Genomic DNA, 18064 nt, shown 5'->3' on the forward strand with positions numbered 1-18064 from the left:
TCCCGTTTCGTCAGATGACGTACTGCTTCAGCGGCGGGAAGCCATTGAAGGCAACGGCCGCATAGGTCGTCGTATAGGCGCCGGTGCCTTCGATCAGGACCTTGTCGCCGATCTCTAGACTGAACGGCAGCATGTACGGGGTCTTCTCGTACATGACGTCGACCGAATCGCAGGTCGGGCCGGCGAGCACGCAGGGAACCGTGGCGTCGCCGTCCCGGATCGTTCGGATCGGGTAGCGGATCGCCTCGTCCATCGTCTCGGCAAGGCCGTTGAACTTGCCGATGTCGAGATAGACCCAACGGACCTGGTCGTCCTCGCTCTTCTTCGAGATCAGCACGACCTCGGCCTCGATCAGGCCAGCTTCGCCGACCATGCCGCGGCCCGGTTCGATGATGGTCTCAGGCAGGCGGTTGCCGAAATGCTTCGACAGCGCCTGGAAGATCGCATCGCCATAGGCCGGCACCCCCGGGATCGGCTTCAGATAGCGCGCCGGGAAGCCGCCGCCGAGGTTGACCATCGACAGCGACAGGCCGCGGGTGGCGCACTCCTTGAACACGGCCGAGGCCGAGGCCAGGGCCGAATCCCAAGCGTTCACATTGGCCTGCTGCGAGCCGACATGGAACGAGATGCCATAGGCCTGCAGGCCGAGGCGATGGCCGTGCTCGAGCACGTCCGCGGCCATTTCGGGCACGCAGCCGAACTTGCGCGAGAGCGGCCAGTCGGCGCCGGCACCGTCGCAGAGGATGCGGCAGAAGATGCGTGCGCCCTCGGCCTTGGTGGCCGTGGCGGCACGGGCGATCTTCTCGACCTCGGCCTGGCAGTCGACGGCGAACAGGCGCACGCCGAGCTCCATGGCGCGAGCGACGTCGCGCTCCTTCTTGATGGTGTTGCCGAAGGAGATGCGGTCCGCCGTGGCGCCGGCCGAAAGCGCCAGCTCGATCTCGACGACCGAGGCGCAATCGAAGCAGGAACCGAGCTTGGCGAGAAGGCGCAGCACTTCCGGCGCCGGGTTCGCCTTGACCGCATAGAAGACGCGGGTGTCCGGCAGCGCCCGGGAGAAGGCGACATAGTTCTCGCGCACGACTTCGAGGTCGATCACGACGCAGGGACCATCCTCGCGGCGGTCACGCAGAAATTCACGGATGCGCTCGGTCATGAGACGCTGCTCCTCTTCGACGCAAGCGGCGCCGATACGACGTGTAGCCGGTTGAAGCGACCGCGACCCGAGGCGCTGTGGAGACGCCTTAGGACTGCGGACGAGACGTCCGGACCCGAAACACCGTCGATTGGGAGATTAACCCCGCACGCCCGGCAATGAAGGACAAGCCTCTTCGGTGTTGGCCTTTGGAGGACCAACGAGACCAAAAAAGCCCGCTCCGTCGTTGCTTTAAGCTACGTCCCCCGTGGAGATTCGGGGTTCGCCGGTTTCGCCTCCGGCTGCTGGTCGCTGTTCGGGAGCGGCCCTCTTGCGAGAGCCGGGAGCGTGATTTGAGGGGATATCCATCCCCCTCCATCCGTTTCCCATCCCTGGCGGCTGTCCGGCCTCTTGTCCGGATGCCCACCGACCAGCACGCGGCCACAGGCACGTGCGAATTGGGTGAGCCCCATATACGGACCGGTGCCCCGCGCTTCAAGTTTTTTCTGACGGCCGGGACCGGATTTTTTACAGGACGGGGCGGTGCGGCGGGGTGCCGCTCTCATTTCCTTTTAACGTTGGCTCGCCGAGGCCATGGCGGCGCCCTAGACCAGCCCCATTTCATCGCCTAAGTCGTTGGCGTAGTGCGCCTTCGCGCGCCTATATCCATGGGGCAAGCTTCGATCATGACTGTTACCGATCGCCGCCGGGTTCTCGCCGGGCTGAGCGCAGCATTGTGCGCCACCGCCGCGCCGCAGGCTTTGCTGGCGCAGCAGCCGGAACAGGCGCCGCCGCAGCCGCGATTCGGCTTCGACGAGGTGGTGCGCCGGGCCCGCGAGATCGCGGCCGTGCCCTATGAAGCGGGGCCGGCATTGCCGGAAGCGCTGACGCGGCTCGATTTCGACGCCTGGCGCGAGATCCGCTTCCGGCCGGAGCGGGCGCTGCTCGCCCAGTCGAATTCCGGCTTCCGCATGCAGATGTTCCATCCCGGCTTCCTGTTCACCCGGCCGGTGACGGTGAATGTGATCCGCGACGGCGTACCGACGCCGGTGCCCTATGCCGCCAATCTCTTCGACTACGGGCGAACCAAGTTCGACAAGCCGCTGCCGGTCAATCTCGGCTTCGCCGGCTTCCGGCTGCACTACCCGCTCAACGATCCGCGCGTCTTCGACGAACTGATCTCCTTCATCGGCGCGAGCTATTTCCGCGTGCTCGGGCGCGGGCAGCGCTATGGCCTCTCGGCGCGCGGCCTTTCGATCGGCGCAGGCGTGCCGGGCGGCGAGGAGTTTCCGATCTTCCGCGAGTTCTGGGTGGAGACGCCGGCAGCCGATGCCGATCGCATCACGGTCTATGCGCTGCTCGATTCGCCTTCCGTCGCCGGAGCCTATCGCTTCCATATCTATCCGGATGGCGACAGCGTGATCGATGTCGGCGCGGCGCTGTTCCCGCGCAAGCCGATCGAGAAGCTCGGCCTGGCGCCGCTGACCTCGATGTTCTTCACTGGCGAGAACGACCGGCGCTTCCACGATGATTTCCGCAGCGAGCTGCACGATTCAGACGGGCTCCTGATCCATTCCGGCACCGGCGAGTGGATCTGGCGCCCCCTGCGCAACGCCCGCGTCCCGGCAGCCTCCTCCTTCGTCGAGCGCAATGTCCGCGGCTTCGGCCTGATGCAGCGCGACCGGGTGTTCGAGCACTATCAGGACCTCGACCTTAACTACGAGCTCAGGCCGTCCTACTGGATCGAGCCGCAGGGTGACTGGGGCGAGGGCGTGGTCGAGCTGATCGAACTGCCGACTACCGACGAGACCAACGACAACATCGTCGCGCTCTGGGCGCCGAAGCAGGCGCTGGAGCCGGGCCGCGAGTTCCGCTTCGGCTACAAGCTCACCGCAATGCTGGACTCCAGCGATCTGCATCCGGGCGGGCGGGCGATCAACACCTATCAGGCCAAGCCGAAGGCGCTCGGCTCCGGTGAGGCGGTGACCGAGAATACAAGGCGCTTCATCGTCGACTTCGCCGGCGGCGATCTCGGCTACTATCTGAAGCAGCCGGAAAAGGTCGAGATCGTGCCCTCGATCGCCTATGGCCGGATCAACCGGGCCTTCCTGGTGCCGAATCCGAAGACGGAGGGCTTCCGCGCCTTCATCGACATCGTGGTCGAGCCGGGCCAGCTCGCCGAGATGCGCGCCTTCCTGAAGAGCGGCAGCAAGACCCTGACCGAGACCTGGAGCTTCCCCTGGCGGGCACCCGACGCGAGCTGAGGGCGACCGGCTAGAACTGCGGCGCGCTCTTGCTGCGCGTCGGCTTGCGCCGCTTTTCGGGTGCGGCCGCGACCACCTCGATCTCGACCTTGAACTCCGGCAGGGTGAAGCCGGAGACGATCATCAGGGTCGAGGCCGGCGGCGGGGTGCCGACATGGGCGTCGCGCGACTCCATATAGCCTTTCATATGGGCGCGGTCGGTGACGTAGGCGTTGATGCGGACGATGTCCTTCAGCGTCATCCCGGCTTCGCCCAGGATCGCGGCGATGTTGGAAAAGCAGAGATCGGCCTGCTCCCTGGCTCCTTCCGGAATCGTCCCGTCGGCGGCGATGCCGAGTTGGCCGGAGCAGAAGGCGAGCCGCTGGCTGGACGGCAGTTCGATGCCGTGGCTGTAGCGGGCGAAGGGCGCGCGGGTCGAAGAGGGGTTGAGCGGCTTCATCAGACAGTCCGTATGACGGGGGCACCGTTCTGCCACGCCATATGCGTGCTGCAAAACCATGTTGAGACTTGACCGATGTGCGTTTTGCAGCCTTGAACCGCGCGCACGCCGGATATTTCATGCCGCGTTCAGGCGGCATGGGCACAATGCCGCGGACGGGCGACTGGTCGAGATGGTGGGAATGAGCTTGAGGACTTCTGCACTGCTGCGGGCCGCGAGCCTGCTGCCTCTTGTGCTGCTGACCGCCTGCGCGGGATCGCAGCGCTTCGGTGGATATGGCTCGGGTTCGGGCCAGGCCGTCGCGCGCGCGCCGGTCTATGGCGAGCCGGTCCAGTCGGCGCCGCCGATCCAGTCGGCTCCGATTACCTCCGAGCCCCTGCCGCCGCCGGGCGGCTATCCGAGTGCGCCACCGCAGGCGGGTGGTTATCCCCCTGGCGGCTCCGCGCCGGGCGCGGGCGGCATGCCGCCCCAGAACGATCCATTCTTCGATCCGCAGGCGGCGCAGCCGGGGCAACAGTCGCCGGTGCAGCAGCAGCGCCCGGCCGAGCCGGCGCCACCGAGCAATCAGATCGCCAACGCCAATCCAGGCGCAGCGCCCGGCGGCGGCTCGACGCGCGGCGGCGCGGTCTCGAACCGCGACGGCGTCATCGGCAACTGGACGGCGCAGGAGGCGACCGGTGGGTCCTGCCGGGTGCAGCTCTCGAGCTCACCTTCGCTCGACCTCTACCGCGCCAACGCCACGGGCTGCAGCAATCGCGACCTGCAGCAGGTCAACGCCTGGGATTACCGCGACGGCGAGGTCTATCTCTATCAGCGCGGCGGTTCGGTGGTGGCGCGCCTGCGCGTCGGCAGCGGCGGTGCCATGAACGGCGCGATCACCAAATCGGGCGCCGGGCTCTCGATGAATCGATAAGCACGGCGCCCGTCGTCGTTGCGAGGCGGCGTCAGTGCCGTGATGCGCTCCGGCTGAACAGCGCCTGCGGCCAGAACTTGCGCTGCAGCGAAAGCGAGAGGGTCGCGAAGCTGCGGGCATTGTCGAGGGCTTCGTCGAGCAGGGTGAACGGCGTCGGCGCGCCGGTGGCGATCCGGCCCTCGACATCGGCGTAGCCGCCGACCATTTCGGCCTCGAACTTGCGCGCGAGATTCCGCATCGCCGCGTTCTCCGGCAGGCAGGTCATGTAGAGCGTGCGGATATTGCGGTTGCGGGCCGCCGTGATCAGGCGGCTGAACAGCTCTCCGCCGATGCCGCGCCGGCGCCAGTCGCGCTCGACGCTGAAGGCGGCTTCGCCCGTCTGGACGATGATCTCCTCCAGCCCGCGCAACTCGGCGGCGCCGCGGATCTCGCCGGCCTCGACATAGGCGTAGACCAGCCCACCGACGCCGAAGGTGGTTTCGGCGTAAGCGCGGAGAAAATCATCGTTGACCGCCGTCCCGAAACGCTCGCGCCGAGTGCCGGCGTCGAGACGAAGCAGATGGGCGGTGAAGAGGTCGCGCTCGGCAGGCCAGAGACGCCTGACCTCGCCATGCCTGGCCTTTGCGCCAGACTTGATCGAACGATTCAATTGCAGCTCCTGTGAAAGCGCGGTTGCGCTGCCCAAAGGAGGCGTGTCTTCCCTAACTCGGAGAGCAAGATGCGCTTCCGATCTGGGAATACAAGTGGCGCGATTGCGGCAATTTACAGCTAAATGCCTGTAAAAATGGCCGGAATGGTCAAGACTGCGCGCTATCGCCACATCGTGGCAATCGAAGCTGCGAGCATCAGGGCGAGGGCGATGTTGAGGGCGCGCCACTGCCAAGCCTGTGTCAGCAGCCGCGCCAGAAGCAGGCCGGCGACGCACCAGAGCATCAGCGACAACAGCGCGAGGACGCCGAAGACGGTGCCGAGCAGGGCGGCGAGTTCTCCTGCACCGCGGGCGAGCTCACCGAAGGAGGCGGCAGCGCCGAGCGTCATCGCCCAGCCCTTGGGGTTCTGCAGCTGGATCCAGAGCGCGCCGAGAAAGCTGGTCGGTTTGGCGATGCTCCTGTCGAGATGTGGCGGGCCGCTGCGGCCAATCCTGACTGCGAGCCAGAGCAGATAGGCGGAGCCGGCAAGCTTCATCGCGAGTTCGAGCGAGGGCATAGCCAGCAGCAGACCAGCGAGCCCGGCCGCAGCCGCGACTGCCATTCCGGCCAATCCAATCGCGACGCCTATCATGAAGGGCAGGGAGCGACGGAAGCCGAAATGAGCGCCAGAGGCGGTAGCGAGGGTCGTGGTGGCGCCTGGTGTCACGGTCGAGATGGCGGCGAAGGCGATGAGCGGCAGGATCGATTCCGGCGACATGGGGCGGCTCCGGTTGGGAGCCATCGCATTAGGTTCGTCAGGCGAATGATAAAAACGAATGTTGAAGCGGTTCAGCATTACGATCCATAATGCAAGGCATGCGCAATCTCGACCTCGAACTGATCCGGGCCTTCGTCGCCGTCGCCGACCATGGCAGCATGACCATTGCCGGCAATGCGCTGCATCTGACGCAGAGCGCCGTCAGCCAGCAGATCATGCGGCTCGAGCGGCGGCTCGGACAGGCCCTGTTCCTGCGCGAGCGGCGCGGGCTGAAGTTGACGGCCTCGGGCGATCGCCTCCTCGCGAAGGCGCGCCGGCTGATCGGTCTCAATGACGAGATCTGGGCCGAGATGACCACGGGCTGCGCCGGCACGGTTAGGCTCGGCGTGCCCTATGACCTTGTCGGCACCGCGCTCGCGCCGATCCTGAAGGGCTTTGCCGAAGCGAGCCCGCTGATCGAGATCTCGCTGGTCTGCGCCTCCTCGCCGCAATTGCTGGAGGCTCTTGGCAAGGGCGAGGTCGATCTTGCTCTCGTCGAAGAGCCGCTTGCGGCGGCGGGCGGCGAATGCCTCGGCATCGAACGGCTGGTCTGGGTCGGCGCCAGGGCCGGCACGGCCCATCTGAAGCGGCCTTTGCCGCTCTCGCTGGTCGCCGACAGCTGCGCTTTCCGTCCGGCTGTGACGGCGGCACTCGATGGCCAGGGGAAGGCCTGGCGCAGCGTCTTCGAGAACGGCAATATCGATGCGACCACCGCGACGGTCAGGACCGACCTTGCGATCACCGCCTGGCTCGCCTGCACGGTCCCGCCCGATCTCGATATTCTCGGGTCATCGGAGGGCCTGCCCGAGCTGCCGCCCTTCGCGATCACGCTGCATCTGTCGCGCTCGCAGCCCTCGGAAGCGGCGCGTGAGCTTGCCCGCCATCTGCGCGCCGGCTGGCAGCGCCCGCGGCAGGCCGCATAGCCCGCAGGCTTCACCGAGGGTTGCGAGGCGGGCCGCCCTGCCGTAACCCGGAAATCGACGTCCCTTCTTGCTATCCCGCCCCCAGGCCATGTCCGCCACGCTCCCCGAACGTTATGACGCCCTGGTCGCTTCGGGCGCGATCGAGCGCGATCCGGCGCAAATCGCCGTCGTCAGGCGGCTGCAGGCGCTGTCCGAAACCCTTGCCAGCCGCAAGCTGGCGAAGAAAAGCAGCGCGCTCGGCTGGCTGTTCGGCCGCAAGCAGCCGGCTGCGGAGGCAGTCAAAGGGCTCTACATCTGGGGCTCGGTCGGCCGCGGCAAGACCATGCTGATGGACCTGTTCTACGAGACGGTCCCGGTCGCGGCGCGGCGGCGCGTGCATTTCCACGCTTTCATGGCCGATGTGCATGAGCGCATCCACGCCTACCGCCAGGCACTCAAGGCAGGGACGGTCAAGGAACCGGATCCGATCGGGCCGGTTGCGGCGGAACTGGCTGAAGAAGCGAGCCTGCTCTGCTTCGACGAGTTCACCGTCACCGATATCGCCGACGCGATGATCCTCGGGCGGCTGTTCACCAAGCTGTTCGCCGACGGCGTCATCGTGGTCGCGACCTCGAATGTCGAGCCATCGCGGCTCTATGAGGGCGGGCTCAACCGCTCTCTCTTCCTGCCCTTCATCGAATTGCTCGCCAGCAAGGTCGACGTGATCAAGCTGGAGGCGCGCACCGATTTCCGGCTGGAGAAGCTCGGTGGCGCGCCGACCTATCACGTCCCGGCCGACGACAGGGCCAAGGCCGCGCTCGACAAGGCCTTCAGCCAGCTCACCGGCGTGGCGCAGGGCGCGCCCACGACGATCGCGATCAAGGGTCATGAGCTCAAGCTGCCTCAGGCGGCGGGCGGCGTCGCGCGAGCGAGCTTCAAGGACCTCTGCGCCCAGGCCTATGGCGCCTCCGACTATCTCGCGCTCGCCCAGCACTTCCATACGCTGATCCTCGACGACATCCCGATCATGGACATCGAGCGGCGCAACGAGGCCAAGCGCTTCATCATCCTGATCGATACGCTCTATGAGAGCCATGTGAAGCTCGTCGCCTCGGCGGCGGCGGAGCCGACTGGCCTCTATGTCGCGCAGAACGGCCGCGAGGCCTTCGAGTTCGACCGGACGGTGTCGCGCCTGATCGAAATGCGCTCTGAGGAATATCTCGCTTTGCCGCATGGGCAAGCCGACTCGGCGGCGAGCGGCGATACCACGGGCCTGGTCGATACGTGATGGCGTGTCCCGTGTCTCTTGGTGTGGCCGATATCAGGCAGGCGACGCCCACAGACGTGGAGGAGATCAGCGCGGTGGTGCTGCGTTGTCTGCGCGAGAGCAACGCGCAACACTATTCCGCTGATATCATCGCCTCTGCCGTCGAGAGTTTTTCTCCAGAGAAGGTCGCTGCGAGGCTGATCGATCGGATTGTTCTGGTCGCCATCGTCGAAGGCGTGATCGCCGGTACCGCGAGCCTGCATGGCAGCTGGGTGCGAAGCGTCTTCGTGCGTCCCGACCGACAGGGGCTGGGCATCGGGGCCCGGCTCATGACAGCAATCGAAGAACGCGCCGACGCGCAGGCCATCGGGCAGCTCTTCGTGCCATCATCGATCAATGCCGAAGGCTTTTATCGTCGACTGGGGTTCGCGCATCTGCGCGACGAGCTTCATGGGCAGGAGCGGGTGATCGTGATGGCGAAGTCGCTCCCTTCCGTGGTTGAGCAAGGCTGAGCGCTGATGGTGTCACGCGAGCCGAGCGAGATGCGCATTCTCTCGGTTGCCGGCGAGCATCTGCGCCGGCACGGCCTGCGCCGTTTCACCGTGGTCGCGGTGGCGGAAGAGGCGGGCATGACCCATGCCAATGTCTATCGCTATTTTCCCTCGCGCACGGCGCTGATCGATGCGGTGGTCGATGTCTGGCTGAAGGCGGCTGAGCGTTCGCTCGCCGACATCGCCGACGGGCCGGATCCGGCTGAGGACAAGCTCGAGCGCCTGATCCTGGCGCTCGCAAAGGCGAACCGTACCCTGCTGCACGAGGAGCCGCATCTGTTCGCGGCGCTGTCGCAAGCCGTGGCGAAGCGCCATGCGATCAGCCGACGCAACCGAACCCGGGTACGCGCCCTGTTCGAGCGCGTCATCGACGACGGTATCGCCACGGGGGCCTTCGAGCCGCGCGACCGCGACCGCGCGATCGCCTTCGTGATCGACGCCACCCACCGTTTCATCCATCCTGCCTCGCTGGAACTGGAGGCGGATGTGCCGCAGGCCTCGGTCGACGCCAGGCTCGCGACCCTGATCAGGGTGGCGCTGCGCACGCTCGCGACCGGCGTCATCTGAAAAAATGACATTTTTTGTAATATGTAACTGCTCGTTTTCGAGGCAGGTTGACGGGGCATTTTCGTCGGGTAGCTTTTAACAGCTTGGTTTTGCTGGGCATTCCGTGATCGGAGGGCCGAAATCGCCGCTTGGGGACATTCCAATGTCCAATTTTCGACAGGGTTGAGCCCGAGAGCGGCTTGGGTCAAAGAACCCACGGCTTTTCGGCTGCAACAGCTCTCGCATCCAACAACAAGGATTCGGCAATGGCCCGCAAGAAGATCGCCCTCATCGGCGCCGGACAGATCGGCGGCACGCTCGCGCACCTCGCGGGCCTCAAGGAGCTGGGCGACGTCGTCCTGTTCGATATCGCCGAGGGTATCCCCCAGGGCAAAGGCCTTGATATCGCCGAGTCCGCTCCGGTCGACGGCTTCGACGCCGGCTACAAGGGCACGCAGTCCTATGAGGACATCAAGGGCGCCGACGTGATCATCGTCACCGCCGGCGTGCCGCGCAAGCCGGGCATGAGCCGCGACGACCTGATCGGCATCAACCTCAAGGTGATGAAGTCGGTCGGCGAGGGCATCAAGCAGTATGCTCCCAAGGCCTTCGTGATCTGCATCACCAACCCGCTCGACGCGATGGTCTGGGCGCTGCAGAAGTTCTCGGGCCTCAAGCCCAACATGATCTGCGGCATGGCCGGCGTGCTCGACTCGGCCCGCTTCCGCCACTTCCTCGCCGACGAGTTCAAGGTCTCGGTCAAGGACGTCTCGGCCTTCGTGCTCGGCGGCCATGGCGACGACATGGTGCCGCTGGTCCGTTACTCGGGTGTCGCCGGCATCCCGCTGCCCGACCTCGTCAAGATGAAGTGGACGACGCAGGAGCGCATTGACGCGATCGTCGACCGGACCCGCAAGGGCGGCGGCGAGATCGTCAACCTGCTCAAGACCGGCTCGGCCTTCTACGCCCCGGCCGCCTCGGCGATCGCCATGGCCGAGAGCTATCTCAAGGACCAGAAGCGCGTCCTGCCGGCGGCCGCCGCGCTCAAGGGCCAGTATGGCGTCAAGGACATGTTCCTCGGCGTGCCGGTGGTGATCGGCGCCAAGGGTGTCGAGCGGGTCGTCAAGATCCGCCTCAACGGCGCCGAGAAGGAGATGCTGGCCAAGTCGGTCGCCTCGGTCCAGGGTCTTATCGACGCCTGCAAGAGCATCGACGCGTCATTGGCGTGAGACAGACGGATGGCGTGATGGCCGGCGGCAACGTCTTCGGCCAACACGCCGTCGCCTCTCCCTTTACCGGCACAGGACATCAGGCATGAACATCCACGAATATCAGGGCAAGGCGGTTCTCAAGGAGTACGGCGCGCCCGTCTCCGCCGGCTTCCCGGCGCTATCGGTGGCGGAGGCCGTCGAGGCCGCGAAGAAGCTGCCCGGACCGCTTTATGTGGTAAAGAGCCAGATCCATGCCGGCGGGCGCGGCAAGGGCAAGTTCAAGGAACTGCCGGCTGACGCCAAGGGCGGTGTGCGGCTCGCCAAGTCGATCGAAGAGGTCGAGAGCCACGCCAAGGAGATGCTCGGCAATACTCTGGTGACGGCGCAGACCGGCCCGGCCGGCAAGCAGGTCAACCGCCTCTATATCGAGGATGGCTCGGACATCTCGAAGGAATTCTACCTCTCGGCGCTGGTCGATCGCGAGACCTCGCGCGTCGCCTTCGTGGTCTCGACCGAGGGCGGCATGGACATCGAAAAGGTGGCCCATGACACGCCCGAGAAGATCCTGACCTTCTCGGTCGATCCCGCGACCGGGATCATGCCGCATCACGGCCGCACCGTCGCCAAGGCGCTCGAGCTCTCCGGCGACCAGGCCAAGCAGGCCGCGAGCGTGCTCGGCCAGATCTATGCCGCCTTCGTCGGCAAGGACATGGCGATGCTCGAGATCAACCCGCTGATCGTGACGACGCAGGGCCAGGTCAAGTGCCTCGACGCCAAGGTCTCGTTCGACTCCAACTCGCTCTACCGCCATCCCGAGCTGATGGAGCTGCGTGATGAGACCGAGGAGGACGCCAAGGAGATCGAAGCGTCCAAGTACGATCTTGCCTATATCGCGCTCGACGGCACCATCGGCTGCATGGTCAACGGCGCCGGCCTCGCCATGGCGACGCTCGACATCATCCAGCTCTACGGGGAAAGCCCGGCGAACTTCCTCGATGTCGGCGGCGGTGCCTCCGAGGAGAAGGTCACCGCGGCCTTCAAGATCATCACCGCCGACCCGAAGGTGAAGGGCATCCTGGTCAACATCTTCGGCGGCATCATGAAGTGCGACGTCATTGCCCGCGGCGTGATCGCAGCGGTGAAGACGGTCGGGCTCGAAGTGCCGCTGGTGGTGCGCCTCGAAGGCACCAACGTGGCGGAAGGCAAGCAGATCATCCGCGACTCCGGCCTCAACGTCATCCCGGCGGATGACCTCGACGACGCCGCGCAGAAGATCGTCGCTGCGATCAAGAAGGCTTGAGGTAAACCAATGTCCATCCTGATCGACAAGACCACCAAGGTCATCTGCCAGGGCTTCACCGGCAAGAACGGCACCTTCCACTCCGAGCAGGCGATCGCCTACGGCACGCAGATGGTCGGCGGCACTTCGCCCGGCAAGGGCGGTAGCTTGCATCTCGGCCTGCCCGTCTTCGACACCGTCGCCGAGGCACGCGAGAAGACCGGCGCCACTGCGTCCGTCGTCTACGTGCCGCCGCCGGGCGCCGCCGACGCGATCTGCGAGGCGATCGACGCGGAGATCCCGCTGGTGATCTGCATCACCGAGGGCATCCCGGTGCTCGACATGGTTCGCGTCAAGCGCTCGCTCTCGGGCTCGAAGACCCGCCTGATCGGGCCGAACTGCCCGGGCGTCGTCACCGCCGGCGAGAGCAAGATCGGCATCATGCCGGCGAACATCTTCAAGCCCGGCTCGGTCGGCATCGTCTCGCGCTCCGGCACGCTGACCTATGAGGCGGTGTTCCAGACCACGAACGAGGGCCTCGGCCAGACCACGGCCGTCGGCATCGGCGGCGACCCGGTCAAGGGCACCGAGTTCATCGACATGCTCGAGATGTTCCTCGCGGACGAGAAGACCACGTCGATCGTGATGATCGGCGAGATCGGCGGCTCGGCCGAGGAAGAGGCGGCGCAGTTCATCAAGGACGAGGCCAAGCGCGGGCGCAAGAAGCCGATGGTCGGCTTCATCGCCGGCCGCACGGCTCCTCCCGGCCGCCGCATGGGCCATGCCGGCGCGATCATCTCCGGCGGCAAGGGCGGCGCGGAAGACAAGATCGCGGCGATGGAAGCGGCCGGTATCCGGGTCTCGCCGTCGCCGGCGCGCCTTGGAAAGACCTTGGTCGAAGTATTGAAGGGCTGAGAGACAGGCTGCGTCATGGCCGGCCTTGAGCCGACCATCTCATGACCAGCCAGGCTCGACAAAAAGATGCTCGGGCCTTGCCCGAGCATGACGGCAAGACGAAGCGGCAGGTTAGGCAGAAGGCAGGACGACCATGGCTCGCCAGGACATCAACGAGGCTCTCGCGCAGACGGGTTTCCTCTATGGCGGCAACGCGGCCTATATCGAGGACCTCTACGCCCGCTATCAGGCTGACCCCAAGTCGGTCGATCCGGAGTGGCAGGGCTTCTTCTCCGCGCTGAACGACGACAAGCAGGTCGTCGTCGACAACGCCAAGGGCGCGTCCTGGAAGAAGCCGAACTGGCCGATCCCGGCCGGTGGCGAGCTGGTCTCGGCGCTCGACGGCAACTGGGCCGCGGTCGAGAAGGCTGTCGGCGAGAAGCTCGGCGCCAAGGCCAAGGCTGCCGGGGCGACCCTGTCCGCTGCCGATGTGCAGCAGGCGACCCGCGACTCGGTTCGCGCGATCATGCTGATCCGCGCTTACCGCATGCGTGGCCACCTGCATGCCCAGCTCGACCCGCTGGGAATCGAGAGCCAGAAGGATCCGGAGGAGCTGTCACCGGCCGCCTTCGGCTTCACCGAGGCCGATCTCGACCGCAAGATCTTCATCGACAACGTGCTCGGCCTGGAGTTCGCCACCATCCGCGAGATGACGGCGATCCTGCAGCGGACCTATTGCGGCACGGTCGGCATCGAGTTCATGCACATCTCCGACCCGGAGCAGAAGGCCTGGCTGCAGGAGCGGATCGAGGGGCCGGACAAGGAGATCGCCTTCACCCGCGAGGGCAAGAAGGCGATCCTGAACAAGCTGGTCGAGACCGAGGGCTTCGAGAAGTTCCTCGACCTGAAGTTCACCGGTACCAAGCGCTTTGGCCTGGATGGCGGCGAGTCGTTGGTTCCGGCCCTGGAGCAGATCATCAAGCGCGGTGGCGCGCTCGGCGTGCGCGACATCGTCTTCGGCATGGCTCATCGCGGCCGCCTCAACGTACTGACCCAGGTTCTGGGCAAGCCGCATCGCGCCCTGTTCCACGAGTTCAAGGGCGGCTCCTTCGCCCCCGACGACGTCGAGGGCTCGGGCGACGTCAAATACCATCTCGGCGCCTCCAGCGATCGCGAGTTCGACGGCAACAACGTCCACGTCTCGCTGACGGCCAACCCCTCGCATCTCGAGATCGTCGACCCCGTGGTGCTCGGCAAGGTCCGCGCCAAGCAGGACCAGTTCGGCGACATCGTCGAGCGCTCCAAGGTGCTGCCGCTGCTGATCCATGGCGATGCCGCCTTCGCCGGCCAGGGCGTCGTGGCCGAATGCCTCGGCCTGTCGGGACTGAAGGGCCACCGCACCGGCGGTTCGCTGCACTTCATCATCAACAACCAGATCGGCTTCACCACCTATCCGCGCTATTCGCGCTCCTCGCCCTATCCGTCCGACGTGGCGAAGATGGTCGAGGCACCGGTCTTCCATGTGAACGGCGATGATCCGGAAGCGGTCGTTTTCGCCGCCAAGATCGCGATCGAATTCCGGCAGAAGTTCCACAAGCCGGTCGTGATCGACATGTTCTGCTATCGCCGCTTCGGCCATAACGAAGGCGACGAGCCGGGCTTCACCCAGCCGCTGATGTACCGCAAGATCCGCGGCCACAAGTCGACGCTCGAGCTCTACAGCGCCAAGCTCGAAGCCGAGGGCGTGATCCAGCCGGGTGAACTCGACCAGATGCGCGCGGCCTGGAAGGAGAAGCTCGAGGTCGAGTTCGACGCCGGCCAGGCTTTCAAGCCGAACAAGGCCGATTGGCTCGACGGTCGCTGGGCCGGCATGAAGGCGATCCGCGCCGACGAGGACGATCCGCGTCGCGGCGCGACCGGCGTGCCCGAAGCCGTGCTGAAAGAGATCACGCAGAAGATCACCGAGGTCCCGGAAGGCTTCAACGTCCACAAGACGATCCAGCGCTTCCTCGACAACCGCCGCAAGGCGGTCGAGAGCGGGCAGGGCATCGACTGGGCGACGGCGGAATCGCTCGCCTTCGGCTCGCTGTTGCTCGACGGCAATCCGGTGCGCCTCTCCGGCCAGGATTGCGAGCGCGGCACCTTCTCGCAGCGCCATTCGGTGCTGATCGACCAGGAGACCGAAGCTCGTCACACCTCGCTGAACCATATCCGCGAGGGCCAGTCGCGCTATGAGGTCATCAATTCGATGCTCTCGGAAGAGGCGGTGCTCGGCTTCGAATACGGCTACACCCTGTCGGAGCCGAACGCACTGACTTGCTGGGAGGCGCAGTTCGGCGACTTCGCCAACGGCGCGCAGGTCGTGTTCGACCAGTTCATCTCCTCGGGCGAGCGCAAGTGGCTGCGCATGTCGGGTCTCGTCTGCCTGCTGCCGCATGGCTATGAGGGCCAGGGTCCGGAGCACTCCTCGGCCCGTCTCGAGCGCTTCCTGCAGATGTGCGCCGAGGACAACATGCAGGTGGCGAACTGCTCGACGCCGGCGAGCTATTTCCACATCCTGCGTCGGCAGCTGAAGCGCGACTTCCGCAAGCCGCTGATCCTGATGACGCCGAAGTCGCTGCTGCGCCACAAGCGCTGCGTCTCCGACCTCAGCGAGCTGGCCGAGGGCTCGACCTTCCACCGCGTGCTGCACGACGATGCCGAGCGCGGCAAGTCGACCACCAAGCTGGTCAAGGATTCGAAGATCCGCCGCGTCGTGCTCTGCTCGGGCAAGGTCTATTTCGACCTGCTGGAAGAGCGCGAGAAGCGTGGGCTGGACGATGTCTACCTGATGCGCGTCGAGCAGCTTTATCCGTTCCCGCTGAAGTCGCTGGCGCAGGAGCTGGCGCGCTTCAAGGGCGCCGACGTCGTCTGGTGCCAGGAGGAGCCGAAGAACCAGGGCGCCTGGACCTTCGTCGAGCCCTATCTGGAGTGGGTGCTGGGCCATGCCGGCTCGAAGTCGAAGCGGCCGCGCTATGTCGGCCGCCCGGCCTCGGCCGCGACTGCGACCGGCCTGATGTCGAAGCACGTCGCCCAGCTCAACGCCTTCCTGGACGAGACCTTCGCGGTCTGACCCGACGCCTGACATAAGACACGAGAAGAGGCCTGACATGGCGACCGAAATCCGCGTTCCGACCCTCGGCGAATCCGTCTCCGAGGCCACTATCGGCAAGTGGTTCAAGAAGCCCGGCGACGCGGTGAAGGCGGACGAGCCTTTGGTCGAGCTCGAGACCGACAAGGTGACGCTGGAGGTCAACGCCCCGGCCGCCGGCGTGCTCGGCGAGATCGTCGCCAAGGAAGGCGAGACGGTCGGCGTCAGTGCGCTGCTCGGCACGATCGCGGCCGGCGACGGCAAGGCGGCGGCCGCTCCGGCCAAGCCTGCCGAAGCGCCCAAGCCGGCTGCTCCGGCTCCGGCCGCCAGCGCGCCGGCGACCAAGGCCGCCGATTCCGGCCCGGCCGTCTCGCGCCTTGCGGCCGAGAGCGGCGTCGACCCCTCAAAGGTCGCAGCGTCCGGCAAGGATGGCCGCGTCACCAAGGGCGACATGCTGGCTGCGATCGCGACCGGCCCGGCCGTCGCCGCTGCCGCGCCGGCAGCCCCGGTTCAGGTCCGGGCGCCGTCGGCTCCGGACGATGCCTCGCGCGAAGAGCGGGTCAAGATGACCAAGCTGCGCCAGACCATCGCGCGCCGCCTCAAGGAAGCCCAGACCAACGCCGCGATGCTGACCACCTTCAACGAGGTGGACATGACCAACGTCATGGCGCTGCGTAACCAGTACAAGGACGTGTTCGAGAAGAAGCACGGCGTGAAGCTCGGCTTCATGGGTTTCTTCGTGAAGGCCTGCGTGCAGGCGCTGAAGGAAATCCCCTCGGTCAACGCCGAGATCGACGGCACCGACATCGTCTACAAGAACTACTACCATGTCGCGGTCGCTGTCGGCACCGACAAGGGCCTGGTCGTGCCTGTGGTGCGCGACGCCGACCAGCTCTCGATCGCCGGTGTCGAGAAGGAGATCGGCGCCCTCGGCAAGAAGGCCCGTGACGGCTCGCTCAAGATCGAGGACATGCAGGGCGGCACCTTCACCATCTCGAATGGTGGTGTCTACGGTTCGCTGATGTCGACGCCGATCCTCAATGCGCCGCAGTCGGCGATCCTCGGCATGCACAAGATCCAGGAGCGCCCGATGGTGGTCGGCGGCCAGATCGTGATCCGGCCGATGATGTATCTGGCGGTCTCCTATGACCACCGCATCATCGACGGCAAGGAAGCCGTGACCTTCCTGGTGCGCATCAAGGAAGGCCTGGAGGACCCGGCGCGCCTCGTCCTCGACCTCTGAGGCGAACCCATGCTCTCGCTGATTGTCGCGAGCGTCGCCCTGCTCTTCGTCCATATCGGAGCGCAGGCGATCGCGGCGACCAGCGAGCTGGGCTCGGCCTGGAATGCCGGGCCGCGTGACGAAGGCGTGAGGCCGCAAGGCGTCGTCGCCGGACGGGCCGAGCGGGCGCTGCGCAACTATCTGGAGACCTACCCGGCTTTCGCAGTGCTGGCCGTGGCACTGGTCGCGAGCGGTCGGATTGATGGCATCGGCTTCATCGGCGGTGCGGTCTGGCTCATCGCCCGCATCGTCTACCTCCCGCTCTATCTCACCGGCATCCCATATTGGCGCAGCTTGGTTTGGCTGGCTGCTGTGATCGGCCTGGCGCTGATGGCAATCCGCCTGTTGGCCTGAGCGGAAGGGGGACGGAGCATGGCATTCGGACCCAATCCGCCGCCGATCCAGGCGCATATCTGCGTCAAGGGCGGTGAAGCGGCGATCGCCTTCTACGAGAAGGCCTTCGGCGCACAGTGCACCTTCAAGGCGATGGCCGAAGACAGCGAGCGCGTCATGCATGCCAATCTCGCGCTCTTCGGCAGCGAGGTGATGCTGCACGATGAATTCCCGGAGTTCGGCGGCGATGTGTTGGCGCCGAACTCGCGTAGTGGCGCCAGTATGGCGATCAGCATCAACCTGCCGCAGCCGGCCGATGTCGATGCCGCCATCGCCAGGGCCGCTTCTGCCGGTGCCGATGTCGTCATGCCGGCGAGCGACGTGTTCTGGGGCGCCCGCTATGGCCGCCTGCGTGATCCTTTCGGCCATGTCTGGGCCTTCAACGCGCCGCTGGCGCAACAGCAATCGTAAA

At 65.9% G+C, this 18064-nt stretch carries 17 protein-coding genes; 13 read left to right on the forward strand and 4 right to left on the reverse strand.

The window, feature by feature from the left end; all coding sequences use genetic code 11:
- Nucleotides 1–10 precede the first annotated feature (10 nt).
- On the reverse strand, nucleotides 11–1156 hold the full coding sequence (locus AC1DS0_RS20900) for a type III PLP-dependent enzyme (protein WP_346357010.1): 1146 nt from the start codon (nucleotides 1154–1156) through the stop codon (nucleotides 11–13).
- Between the two features lie 665 nt (nucleotides 1157–1821).
- Here AC1DS0_RS20900 and AC1DS0_RS20905 point away from each other — a divergent pair.
- The gene (locus AC1DS0_RS20905; protein WP_476816206.1) at nucleotides 1822–3399 is read left to right on the forward strand and encodes an OpgD/OpgG family glucan biosynthesis protein; all 1578 of its coding nucleotides are present in this window, start codon (nucleotides 1822–1824) and stop codon (nucleotides 3397–3399) included.
- A gap of 10 nt (nucleotides 3400–3409) precedes the next feature.
- Here AC1DS0_RS20905 and AC1DS0_RS20910 read toward each other — a convergent pair whose 3' ends face one another.
- Nucleotides 3410–3841, reverse strand: coding sequence for a RidA family protein (locus AC1DS0_RS20910; RefSeq protein WP_476816311.1), 432 nt, complete (start codon nucleotides 3839–3841; stop codon nucleotides 3410–3412).
- Between the two features lie 178 nt (nucleotides 3842–4019).
- Here AC1DS0_RS20910 and AC1DS0_RS20915 point away from each other — a divergent pair, with 178 nt between their 5' ends.
- Nucleotides 4020–4751 carry an AprI/Inh family metalloprotease inhibitor gene (locus tag AC1DS0_RS20915; RefSeq protein WP_476816207.1) on the forward strand — a complete coding sequence of 244 codons (732 nt, stop codon included), beginning with the start codon at nucleotides 4020–4022 and terminating at the stop codon, nucleotides 4749–4751.
- Nucleotides 4752–4782: 31 nt separating this feature from the next.
- Here the strand turns inward: AC1DS0_RS20915 and AC1DS0_RS20920 are convergent, their stop codons facing one another.
- Nucleotides 4783–5400: an N-acetyltransferase family protein gene (locus tag AC1DS0_RS20920; RefSeq protein WP_476816208.1), complete on the reverse strand. Its 618-nt coding sequence runs from the start codon at nucleotides 5398–5400 to the stop codon at nucleotides 4783–4785.
- A gap of 161 nt (nucleotides 5401–5561) precedes the next feature.
- Nucleotides 5562–6158 carry a LysE family translocator gene (locus tag AC1DS0_RS20925; protein ID WP_476816209.1) on the reverse strand — a complete coding sequence of 199 codons (597 nt, stop codon included), beginning with the start codon at nucleotides 6156–6158 and terminating at the stop codon, nucleotides 5562–5564.
- A 98-nt stretch (nucleotides 6159–6256) separates the two neighbouring features.
- On the opposite strand from AC1DS0_RS20925, the gene AC1DS0_RS20930 reads away from it, so the two are divergent.
- From AC1DS0_RS20930 to AC1DS0_RS20980, 11 genes are all read left to right on the forward strand, one after another.
- A complete protein-coding gene (locus tag AC1DS0_RS20930) occupies nucleotides 6257–7120 on the forward strand; it encodes a LysR family transcriptional regulator (protein WP_476816210.1) in 864 nt (287 codons plus the stop codon).
- 88 nt (nucleotides 7121–7208) lie between these two features.
- Nucleotides 7209–8387, forward strand: a complete 1179-nt coding sequence (zapE, locus tag AC1DS0_RS20935; RefSeq protein WP_476816211.1) for a cell division protein ZapE — start codon at nucleotides 7209–7211, stop codon at nucleotides 8385–8387.
- Nucleotides 8388–8443: 56 nt separating this feature from the next.
- Nucleotides 8444–8878 carry a GNAT family N-acetyltransferase gene (locus AC1DS0_RS20940; RefSeq protein ID WP_476816212.1) on the forward strand — a complete coding sequence of 145 codons (435 nt, stop codon included), beginning with the start codon at nucleotides 8444–8446 and terminating at the stop codon, nucleotides 8876–8878.
- Nucleotides 8879–8884: 6 nt separating this feature from the next.
- Nucleotides 8885–9484: a TetR/AcrR family transcriptional regulator gene (locus AC1DS0_RS20945; protein WP_476816213.1), complete on the forward strand. Its 600-nt coding sequence runs from the start codon at nucleotides 8885–8887 to the stop codon at nucleotides 9482–9484.
- A gap of 245 nt (nucleotides 9485–9729) precedes the next feature.
- The gene (gene mdh / locus AC1DS0_RS20950; RefSeq protein ID WP_152011887.1) at nucleotides 9730–10692 is read left to right on the forward strand and encodes a malate dehydrogenase; all 963 of its coding nucleotides are present in this window, start codon (nucleotides 9730–9732) and stop codon (nucleotides 10690–10692) included.
- 85 nt (nucleotides 10693–10777) lie between these two features.
- Complete coding sequence (gene sucC / locus AC1DS0_RS20955; protein ID WP_152011888.1) at nucleotides 10778–11974, forward strand: ADP-forming succinate--CoA ligase subunit beta; 1197 nt, start codon at nucleotides 10778–10780, stop codon at nucleotides 11972–11974.
- A 9-nt stretch (nucleotides 11975–11983) separates the two neighbouring features.
- Complete coding sequence (gene sucD, locus AC1DS0_RS20960) at nucleotides 11984–12868, forward strand: succinate--CoA ligase subunit alpha (RefSeq protein WP_476816214.1); 885 nt, start codon at nucleotides 11984–11986, stop codon at nucleotides 12866–12868.
- 133 nt (nucleotides 12869–13001) lie between these two features.
- Nucleotides 13002–15959: a 2-oxoglutarate dehydrogenase E1 component gene (locus AC1DS0_RS20965; RefSeq protein WP_476816215.1), complete on the forward strand. Its 2958-nt coding sequence runs from the start codon at nucleotides 13002–13004 to the stop codon at nucleotides 15957–15959.
- Between the two features lie 37 nt (nucleotides 15960–15996).
- Nucleotides 15997–17220, forward strand: coding sequence for a 2-oxoglutarate dehydrogenase complex dihydrolipoyllysine-residue succinyltransferase (gene odhB / locus AC1DS0_RS20970; protein WP_476816216.1), 1224 nt, complete (start codon nucleotides 15997–15999; stop codon nucleotides 17218–17220).
- Nucleotides 17221–17229: 9 nt separating this feature from the next.
- Nucleotides 17230–17613, forward strand: a complete 384-nt coding sequence (locus AC1DS0_RS20975) for an MAPEG family protein (protein WP_476816217.1) — start codon at nucleotides 17230–17232, stop codon at nucleotides 17611–17613.
- An 18-nt stretch (nucleotides 17614–17631) separates the two neighbouring features.
- Nucleotides 17632–18063, forward strand: coding sequence for a VOC family protein (locus AC1DS0_RS20980; protein ID WP_476816218.1), 432 nt, complete (start codon nucleotides 17632–17634; stop codon nucleotides 18061–18063).
- Nucleotide 18064: the final 1 nt, after the last annotated feature.

It is taken from the genome of Allobosea sp. P4_H5 (assembly GCF_056400825.1).

Coding starts and splice junctions, on each gene's coding strand:
- sucD (WP_476816214.1), top strand. CDS start 11,984: ATGTCCATCCTGATCGACAAGACCACCAAGGTCATCTGCCAGGGCTTC.
- mdh (WP_152011887.1), top strand. CDS start 9,730: ATGGCCCGCAAGAAGATCGCCCTCATCGGCGCCGGACAGATCGGCGGC.
- zapE (WP_476816211.1), top strand. CDS start 7,209: ATGTCCGCCACGCTCCCCGAACGTTATGACGCCCTGGTCGCTTCGGGC.
- AC1DS0_RS20980 (WP_476816218.1), top strand. CDS start 17,632: ATGGCATTCGGACCCAATCCGCCGCCGATCCAGGCGCATATCTGCGTC.
- AC1DS0_RS20965 (WP_476816215.1), top strand. CDS start 13,002: ATGGCTCGCCAGGACATCAACGAGGCTCTCGCGCAGACGGGTTTCCTC.
- AC1DS0_RS20900 (WP_346357010.1), bottom strand. CDS start 1,156: ATGACCGAGCGCATCCGTGAATTTCTGCGTGACCGCCGCGAGGATGGT.
- AC1DS0_RS20945 (WP_476816213.1), top strand. CDS start 8,885: ATGGTGTCACGCGAGCCGAGCGAGATGCGCATTCTCTCGGTTGCCGGC.
- AC1DS0_RS20975 (WP_476816217.1), top strand. CDS start 17,230: ATGCTCTCGCTGATTGTCGCGAGCGTCGCCCTGCTCTTCGTCCATATC.
- AC1DS0_RS20905 (WP_476816206.1), top strand. CDS start 1,822: ATGACTGTTACCGATCGCCGCCGGGTTCTCGCCGGGCTGAGCGCAGCA.
- AC1DS0_RS20925 (WP_476816209.1), bottom strand. CDS start 6,158: ATGTCGCCGGAATCGATCCTGCCGCTCATCGCCTTCGCCGCCATCTCG.
- AC1DS0_RS20915 (WP_476816207.1), top strand. CDS start 4,020: ATGAGCTTGAGGACTTCTGCACTGCTGCGGGCCGCGAGCCTGCTGCCT.
- sucC (WP_152011888.1), top strand. CDS start 10,778: ATGAACATCCACGAATATCAGGGCAAGGCGGTTCTCAAGGAGTACGGC.
- odhB (WP_476816216.1), top strand. CDS start 15,997: ATGGCGACCGAAATCCGCGTTCCGACCCTCGGCGAATCCGTCTCCGAG.
- AC1DS0_RS20930 (WP_476816210.1), top strand. CDS start 6,257: ATGCGCAATCTCGACCTCGAACTGATCCGGGCCTTCGTCGCCGTCGCC.